Source organism: Kocuria sabuli (assembly GCF_040981185.1).
In the GTDB taxonomy this organism is placed as follows: Bacteria; Actinomycetota; Actinomycetes; order Actinomycetales; family Micrococcaceae; genus Kocuria; species Kocuria sabuli.
Genome location: NZ_JAVHZE010000020.1, coordinates 54141 through 61963, shown reverse-complemented (window position 1 = coordinate 61963; position 7823 = coordinate 54141). Strand labels below are relative to the sequence as shown.

The following is a 7823-nucleotide window of genomic DNA, read 5'->3' as shown; positions in this document are numbered from 1 at the left end:
AACCCCCGGTAGAGCCAGGTCCGCCCCGGCGCCCGGACCGGATCACGCTCCTGCGTCCCATGCTCGAACTCACCTTGCTCGGGAATGACACCCTCGGACCGTTCGCTCATGTCCTCCACCTCGCACCGCGTCGTGTTGTGGAGGAAAACGTAGCAGTCGGTCACAGGGGCGACAAGACGCGCCCGAACACGTCAGTCGCCCTCCGGCGCCCGCCGGGGGAACCGGTTGCGCAGGTTCTCCCGCGCCACCGCCGAGAGGTTCTCGACCGGCAGCCCGGCCGGGCAGACCTCCACGCAGTCGCCCAGCAGGGAGCACGGGCCGAACTCGTCCTCCGCCGCCGCGAGCACCTTCGCGGAGCGGTCGCGGCGCTCGTCGTCGGTCTTGGCCAGCGGCGGCAGCTCCCGCAGCATCGTGCCCACGAACAGCTGCCCCGAGCCGTTGGGGCAGGAGGAGATGCACGCCCCGCAGCTGATGCAGCCGCCGTTGGCCAGTGCCTTCATGGCCACGGGGAACTTGCCCGCCTTGGCCACCCGGCGCAGGGCCTTCTTGTCCACGGAGAGGTCCTGCTTCACGGGCAGCGACGCCGCGCGCAGCGGCTCGATCCGCACGCGGTCCCCGTCGCGGTAGGCGCCCAGGTGCTGCATGCAGCTGGCCGCGTTGCGCTCCGGTCCGTGCGCCACGCCGTCGACCGTGACCCCGCACTTGCCGCACACGCCCTCGCGGCAGCCGTCGTCGAAGGCGACGGGCTCCTCGCCCGCGGCCTCCAGCTGCGCGTTGATCCGGTCGAGCAGCTCCAGCACGGTCATGTCCGGGCCGGCGTCCGGGACGTCGTAGGTCGTGAAGTCCCCGGGCTCGTCCGGGGAGGGCTGGCGCCACACGTCCACGGTCAGGGAGAAGGTGCTCACTCGCTCAGGTCCTTGTCGTCTCGGGGGAGGGGATCAGCGGACCGCGCGGGTCAGCACGGCCACCGGGATCGTGGTGTTGCCGGCCGCCACCACGGCGCCGAAGGCGTTGGCGGCGATCCGCAGCCGCCGCTGGAAGCGCCGGTCGCAGCCGACCCCGACGTCGTTGGCGATCTCCGGGATGCCGTGCACCAGGTGCGCGGCCAGCGCGGCCATCGACACGGCGTACGCGACCGCCACGGGCGGGCGGGACAGGCTGGAGACCAGGTTGGCGTAGGCGCTGCCGTGCACGAAGTCCCGGGCGGCGGCGGGGCGGGCCCCCAGGGTCAGGTCCAGGACGTGGAAGGCGGTGAACAGCCCCAGCACGCCGCCGGTGCTGCGCATCGAGCGCCGGAGCACCTCCCACGGGGAGCGGCGCCGTCCGCGCGGGCGCCGGGGCCCCCGCGGCAGGAGCGTGCCGTTGGCCCGCCAGGCGCGGGCGGTGAGCACCCCCGCGGCGCCGACGTGGACGACCAGGCACGCGGTCAGGACGCCCCGTGCCGTCCACAGCACGGTCCCGCGCGGGAGCACGGGTGCGCCGGCGGTGCGGAGGAACTCGGCGTAGGCGTCGAACTTCTCCTCGCCCTGGTAGACCTTCAGGTTCCCGAGCATGTGCACCAGCACGTAGCCGGAGAACACGGCGCCGGACCCGGCCATCCCCAGCTTGAGGTCGGTGGCCGACAGCTCGGGCAGCGCCGCCGGGACCGCGATCCGGGGCAGCTCCGGGAGGGGACGCCGCCGGCTCGGCGCGGGGCGCGGTGCCGTGGCGGGGGTGGTGGGGGAGGAGCTCACGGTGTTCATCCTAGAAGTTCGTCACGGAGCGGGTCACACGTCTCAATCTGGGGTCACACGGGTTGACGGCGCGGGGGCGGGCACCCGCGCCGAGCGGGCACGGGAGCACCGCACGGGAGGGAGGAGAGGCTCAGCCGCGCGCGGCCAGCACCTCGGCGATGTGCTCGAGCGCCTCCTCGTTCTGCAGGGAGGAGCGGTCGCCGAGCGGCTCGCCCTCCCACAGCTGCGCGAGCAGGCGCCGGGTGATCTTCCCCGAGCGGGTCTTCGGCAGGTCCGGGACCGCCACGACGGCCCGCGGCCTGGCGATCGGGCCGATCTCGTGCGCCACGTGCTCCCGCAGCGCCGCGGCGAGCTCGTCCTCCGGCACCTGCGCGGCCGCGGGGGTCAGCACGACGTAGGCGAGCACCGCGTGCCCGGTCAGCTCGTCGCGCACGGGCGCGGCCCCGGCCTCCACGACCCACGGGTGCGTGACGAGGGCCGACTCGATCTCGATGGTCGACAGCCGGTGCCCGGAGACGTTGATGACGTCGTCGACCCGGCCCAGGATGTAGATGTCGCCCTCCTCGTCGTAGCGGGCGCCGTCCCCGGCCAGGAACCAGCCCTGCTCGGCGTAGGCCTGCCAGTAGGAGGAGAGGTAGCGCTGCGGATCGCCCCACACCGTGCGGGCCATCGACGGTCCGGTCCGGTCGACGACGACGAAGCCCTGCACCCCGGGCGGGACGGTCTCGCCGGCCTCGTCGACCACGCGCGTGGACAGCCCCGGGAGCGCGCGGGTCGCGCAGCCGGGCTTGGGCGCGGTGCGCGGGGCCCCGGCGTCGAACGTGCCGGGGGGCGCGAACTGGGGGTCGTGCGGGCGGGGGGACATCACGGTGGAGCCGGTCTCGGACTGCCACCACGTGTCCACGACGGGGACCTCGTCGCGGCCCAGCTGGGCGCGCAGCCAGCGCCAGGCCTCCGGGTTGATCGACTCGCCCACGGAGCCGAGCAGCCGGATCGAGTTGAGGTTGTAGATCGGCGGGACGCCCCGCGGGAACGCCCCCATGAGCGAGCGGACCAGGGTGGGCGCCGTGTAGTAGGTGGTGACGCCGTAGCGCTCGACGACCTCGAAGTGCCGGCCCCAGTGCGGGGTGTTCGGCGTGCCCTCGTAGATCACCTCGGACACGCCGTTCACCAGGGGACCGTAGATCTCGTAGGTGTGCGCGGTGACCCAGGCGAGGTCGGCGGTGCACCAGTGCACGGTCGCGTCGACCTTCGCGGGGTCGTTGACCGTGGACAGCTCGTCCGGGCGCAGCGCGCCGTGCTCGTCCTCGACGTCGGGCAGCAGGTCGAACAGCAGGGCGTGCGTGTAGGCGGCCTGCACCAGGTAGCCGCCCATGGTGTGCACCAGGCCCTTCGGCCTCCCCGTGGTCCCGGACGTGTAGATGATGAACAGCGGGGTCTCGGCGTCGAAGGCCTCGGGCACGTGCACGTCGGACTGCTCGGCCACCAGCTCGTGCCACCACACGTCCCGCCCGCGCGTCCACGGGACCGCGTCCTCCTCCTTGGAGTGCACCCCGCGGGTCCCGCGCGGGAGGTCGGTGCGGCCCGGCCGCGAGGTGCGGCGCACCACGACGACGTGCTCGATCGCGTTGTCCCCGCCGCACGCCTCGTCCGCGACGGCCTTGACGGGCACCACGGCCCCGCGCCGGTGCTGCCCGTCCGTGGTCACGAGGACCTTGGCCCCGGTGTCCTCGACGCGGAAGCGCAGCGCCTCGGCGGAGAAACCGCCGAAGACCAGCGAGTGCACGGCGCCGATCCGGGCGCAGGCCAGGGTGATGATGACGGTCTCCGGGATGACGGGCAGGTAGATCACCACGCGGTCGCCCTGCGCCACGCCCAGGGCGAGCAGGGCGTTGGCCGCCCGGGAGACCTCCCGCTGCAGGTCCGCGTAGGTGTAGACCAGGCGGTCGCCGGGTTCCCCCTCGAAGTGCAGCGCGACGTGGGCGCCGCGGCCGGCCTCGACGTGGCGGTCCACGCAGTTGTGCGCCACGTTGAGCTTCCCGCCCTCGAACCACGCGAGCTCCGGGACCGACCAGGTGGGGACGCCGTCCTCGTCCTGGCCGATCCGCCGGGGCGGGTCGAAGCGGTGCGCGGTGCGCCACGGCTCGGCCCAGTCGAGCCGGGAGGCCTGCCCCTCCCAGAACGCGACGCGGGCGGCGTCGGAGACCAGGGCCGGGTTCGGGGTGGGGGAGAGCGGGTCGCTCCAGCTGGGGCTCACGTGCTGCGGTCCTTTCCTGGCTGCACCATTGCTCGCTGCACCGCTCCTGCGTGCGCAGCTCCTGCCTGCACGGTCGCGCCCACTGTGGCAGGCGCGTGTGTCAGGCCCATTTCTTGACGGCCCACTTCTCGAACACGCCGAGCAGCGCGTCCGAGAGCTTGCCGAGCACGGCCAGCAGGACGATCGCCAGCAGCAGGCGGTCGGTGCGGCCGTTGTTCTGCGAGTCGGTCAGCAGGAAGCCCAGCCCCATGGACGCGCCCAGGAGCTCGGCGGCCACCAGGAACAGCCACGCCTGGGCCAGGGCCAGGCGCAGGCCCGAGATCACCGAGGGCATGACCGCCGGCAGCTGCACGGTGGTGAGCAGGCGCAGCCCGTGCACCCCGAAGGCCCGGGCCGCCTCGAGCAGGTTGCGGTCCACGTGCTGCAGGGCGGCGGAGACGGTGGTGTAGACGGGGAAGAACGCGCCGATGGCCACCAGCGTCACCTTGGAGTCCTCGCCCAGGCCGATCCACAGCAGCAGCAGCGGCACCCACGCCAGCGAGGGCACCGCGCGGAAGGCCCCGATCGTGGGGCCGACCAGCGCGGAGCCCCAGCGGGAGAGGCCGATGAAGGAGCCCGCCGCGAGGCCCAGCCCGGCGCCGAGCAGGAACCCGGCCAGCACCCGCTGGGTGGAGATGCCCACGTGCGTCCACAGCTCGCCCCGGGACAGCAGGTCGGCACCGGCCTCCAGGACCGTCAGCGGTGCGGGCAGCTGGACGGCGCTGAAGACCCCGGTGGTGGAGAGCACGTGCCACAGCACCAGCAGCGCGGCCGGCAGGAGCAGGCCCAGCCCGGTGCGGAGCAGCGGCCGTCGGCGGGGCGCCGCGACGGGGGCGGGCGCCCCGACCGGGTCGCCGGTGCGGACGGCGTCCCCGGCCGGGGCGAGCGGCGTCGTCACTGCCCGCCCCCGAGAGCCCCGGCCACGCGCTCCGCGTCGGCGTTCTCGGCGTGGGTGCTCTCCACGAGGCTCGCGAGGGCCTCGTCGATCTTCTCCTGGCTGCTCACGTCCCCGGACTCCACGAAGATCGGCCCGACCTTCTCCAGGACCGCGAGCTGCTCCTCGCCGGGCACGTGGTCGATGTCCAGGTTGGTCCGCTCGAGCACCTTCTCGGCCACGGAGAGCTCGATCCCGGCCGCGTCGGCGAGCAGCTGCGCCGTCTCGTCGGGGTGGGTCAGGGCCCACTCCCGGGCGTAGGCGTAGACGTCCACCACGGTCTGCGCCGCCTCGGGCCGCTCCTCGAGGAAGTTCTCGTGCGCGTTGAGGAAGCCGTAGGTGTTGAAGTCCACGTTGCGGTAGAACAGCTCGGCGCCGTTCTCCTCCGCGGCGGCCATGATCGGGTCCAGCCCGGACCAGGCGTCCACCTGGCCGTTCTCCAGGGCCGAGCGGCCGTCGGCGTGCTGGAGGTTCTGGATCGTGACGTCCGCCGGGTCCACGCCGCCCTGCTCGAGGGCCTGGAGCAGGAAGAAGTAGGGGTCGGTGCCCTTGGTGGCCGCCACGGTCCGGCCCTCGAGGTCGGCCACGGACGCCACCCCGGTGTCCGGGGTGGTCACGAGCGCGGACCACTCCGGCTGCGAGTAGAGGTCGACGACCTTGATCGGGGTGTCGTTGCTGCGGGCCAGCAGGGCGGCGGAGCCGGCGGTGGAGCCGATGTCGACGGCCTCCGCGCGCAGCGCCTCGTTCGCCTTGTTCGAACCCGCGGACTGCACCCACTCGACCGTGGTGCCCTCCTCGGCGAAGGCGGCCTCGAGCCAACCCTTCTCCTTGATGACGACGGAGAGCGGGTTGTAGGTGGCCCAGTCGACCACGACGGTGTCGTCGCCGCCGGCCTCGGCCTCGCCGGAGCCCTCACCCGCCATGCACCCGGTCAGGGTCAGGGCGAGAACGGCCGTGAGGGCGGGGATCGCGCGGGCGGAGCGCGGGGAGAGCGGCATGGTGGGGCCTTTCGTGGTGGGGCGGAGTGCGGCGCGGGGTCGTCGTCGTGCCCGGCGGGCGGGGACGGCCGGGGTCAGCGGGCCGCGGGGTGGTGGGCGTCGACGCCCAGGTGGCCGAGCAGCTGCACCCGCAGCCCGGCGAGGACCTCGGAGGCGCGGTCGCGGGGGCGCTCGCCGGGGACGGAGAGCACCGTGCTGATCGAGGCGGGGGCGGTCGGGCCGGTGCGGCCCAGGACGACCACCCGGTCCGCGAGCTGCAGCGCCTCGTCGACGTCGTGGGTCACGAGCAGGACGGTGGTCGGCTGGGCCGCGTGGACGGTGAGCAGGAGGTCCTGCATCTGCATCCGGGTCAGGGCGTCGAGCGCGCCGAACGGCTCGTCGAGGAGCAGCACCCCGGGGTTGCGGGCCAGCGCCCGGGCCAGCGACGCGCGCTGGGCCATGCCGCCCGAGATCGCCCGGGGACGGTGACCGGCGTGCGCGGTCAGCCCGACCAGGCGCAGCAGGTCGTCGATCACGGCGTCGCCCTCGGCCCGGCTCAGCCCGGAGGGCAGACCCAGGCGGACGTTCTCGCGCACGGAGCGCCACGGCAGCAGCCGGGGCTCCTGGAAGGCGACGGCGCAGCGCGGGTCGATCCCGGAGACGGGCGTGCCGTCGATGAGCACCCGGCCCGCCGAGGCGGTGTCCAGGCCGGCCGCGGCCCGCAGCAGCGTGGACTTGCCGCACCCCGAGGGCCCCAGGATCGCCACGACCTCGCCGGGCCGGGCCGTGACGTCGACGTCGTGCAGGACGTGGTGGGCCTGCCCGCCCGACGGGAACGCCTTGCCGACGTGTTCGAAGGCCACCGAGAAGGCGCGCTTGCGGGAGACCGGTGCGGTGGCGGTGGACGGTGCAGAGCCCAGCAGAGACGTGCCCATGATCAACTCCATCGGTCCTGGCATTAGCACCTCGCACGGGGAGTCGGACGGATCCGTGCCGGTTGCTGCGACGTCGACGAGCCAGGTCTCTCAGCCGCTCCGGATGGTTACCGGCCCCATTGAACGTGCTCCCCGGGGTGCCTGGCAAATCCCGCCGGGCGCCCGCGCGGAGCTGCTGCCGCTCCTCGGCCGGCGTCCCCGGCCGGCGGGAGACTGTCCGGAGGAGCGGCTCGGGTGCCAGGATGGGTCCATGAGCCGCAACGACCCCGCCGTGATCGACCGCCTGATGACGCAGCCCGGCCGGTGGGCCGTCGTGGGGCTGACCGGCAACACCGCCCGCACCGCGCACCCGGTGGCGGCGCGGATCCGCGACGACCTCGGCATGACGATCGTCCCCGTCAACCCGAAGGGCAAGGCGGTCCACGGCGAGCCCGGGTTCCGCACCCTCGCCGAGGTCCCGCAGCCCGTCGACGTGGTGGACTGCTTCGTCAACTCCCGCCGGGTCGGCGCGGTCGTGGACCAGGCCGTCGCCGCCGGCGCGAAGGCCGTGTGGCTGCAGCTGGGCGTCGTGGACCACGACGCCGCGGCCCGGGCCGCCGCCGCCGGACTCGACGTGGTCATGGACACCTGCCCGCTGATCGAGCTCCGGGCGCGGCTGCAGCGGGGCTGGACGCTGGACCCGCGGCGCACCCCGCCCCTCGCTCCGCCCGCCTGAGCCGCTCCGCTCCCGGCTCCTCCCGGGCCGGATCCTCCGGGCGCGGTCCGGTGTGACGCAGGTTGCACCGCCCGCGGTGCGAGCCGCTAAGCTGGTCCGCGACGACGATGACGAGACCCGACGCGAAGCTCTGGCTGGTCGGGCGGCAACCCTCTCCCGTAGCGGGGTGCCCCAGATGAACATCGGGCCGCGGCGCACACGCCTCGTGGCAAGTACGGCGCCCACCAGTGCGT

7 protein-coding genes and 2 riboswitches are annotated in these 7823 nt (G+C 74.1%); of the genes, 1 reads left to right on the top strand and 6 read right to left on the bottom strand.

Translation table 11 applies throughout. The annotated features are described in order from the left end of the window. Positions 1-191: 191 nt before the first annotated feature. The 6 genes from RE027_RS15590 to RE027_RS15565 all read right to left on the bottom strand — a co-directional run bounded on the left by RE027_RS15590 (position 192) and on the right by RE027_RS15565 (position 6875). Positions 192-905 carry a 2Fe-2S iron-sulfur cluster-binding protein gene (locus RE027_RS15590; RefSeq protein WP_368809190.1) on the bottom strand — a complete coding sequence of 238 codons (714 nt, stop codon included), beginning with the start codon at positions 903-905 and terminating at the stop codon, positions 192-194. A 33-nt stretch (positions 906-938) separates the two neighbouring features. Further along, positions 939-1733, bottom strand: a complete 795-nt coding sequence (locus RE027_RS15585; RefSeq protein WP_387921460.1) for a succinate dehydrogenase cytochrome b subunit — start codon at positions 1731-1733, stop codon at positions 939-941. A 130-nt stretch (positions 1734-1863) separates the two neighbouring features. Next, positions 1864-3990, bottom strand: a complete 2127-nt coding sequence (locus RE027_RS15580; RefSeq protein WP_368809188.1) for an AMP-binding protein — start codon at positions 3988-3990, stop codon at positions 1864-1866. Positions 3991-4090: 100 nt separating this feature from the next. Beyond that, positions 4091-4927, bottom strand: a complete 837-nt coding sequence (locus tag RE027_RS15575) for an ABC transporter permease (protein ID WP_368809187.1) — start codon at positions 4925-4927, stop codon at positions 4091-4093. After that, positions 4924-5961, bottom strand: coding sequence for an aliphatic sulfonate ABC transporter substrate-binding protein (locus RE027_RS15570; RefSeq protein ID WP_368809186.1), 1038 nt, complete (start codon positions 5959-5961; stop codon positions 4924-4926). The genes RE027_RS15575 and RE027_RS15570 overlap by 4 nt, the downstream gene beginning before the upstream one ends. A gap of 74 nt (positions 5962-6035) precedes the next feature. Beyond that, entirely contained in the window at positions 6036-6875 is an 840-nt protein-coding gene (locus tag RE027_RS15565) for an ABC transporter ATP-binding protein (RefSeq protein WP_368809185.1), read from the bottom strand. A 5-nt stretch (positions 6876-6880) separates the two neighbouring features. Beyond that, positions 6881-6985: riboswitch (SAM riboswitch) on the bottom strand. Positions 6986-7125: 140 nt separating this feature from the next. Here RE027_RS15565 and RE027_RS15560 point away from each other — a divergent pair. Continuing rightward, complete coding sequence (locus RE027_RS15560) at positions 7126-7590, top strand: CoA-binding protein (RefSeq protein WP_368809184.1); 465 nt, start codon at positions 7126-7128, stop codon at positions 7588-7590. Positions 7591-7696: 106 nt separating this feature from the next. After that, positions 7697-7811: riboswitch (SAM riboswitch) on the top strand. Positions 7812-7823: the final 12 nt, after the last annotated feature.

Coding starts and splice junctions, on each gene's coding strand:
- RE027_RS15570 (WP_368809186.1), bottom strand. CDS start 5,961: ATGCCGCTCTCCCCGCGCTCCGCCCGCGCGATCCCCGCCCTCACGGCC.
- RE027_RS15565 (WP_368809185.1), bottom strand. CDS start 6,875: ATGGGCACGTCTCTGCTGGGCTCTGCACCGTCCACCGCCACCGCACCG.
- RE027_RS15560 (WP_368809184.1), top strand. CDS start 7,126: ATGAGCCGCAACGACCCCGCCGTGATCGACCGCCTGATGACGCAGCCC.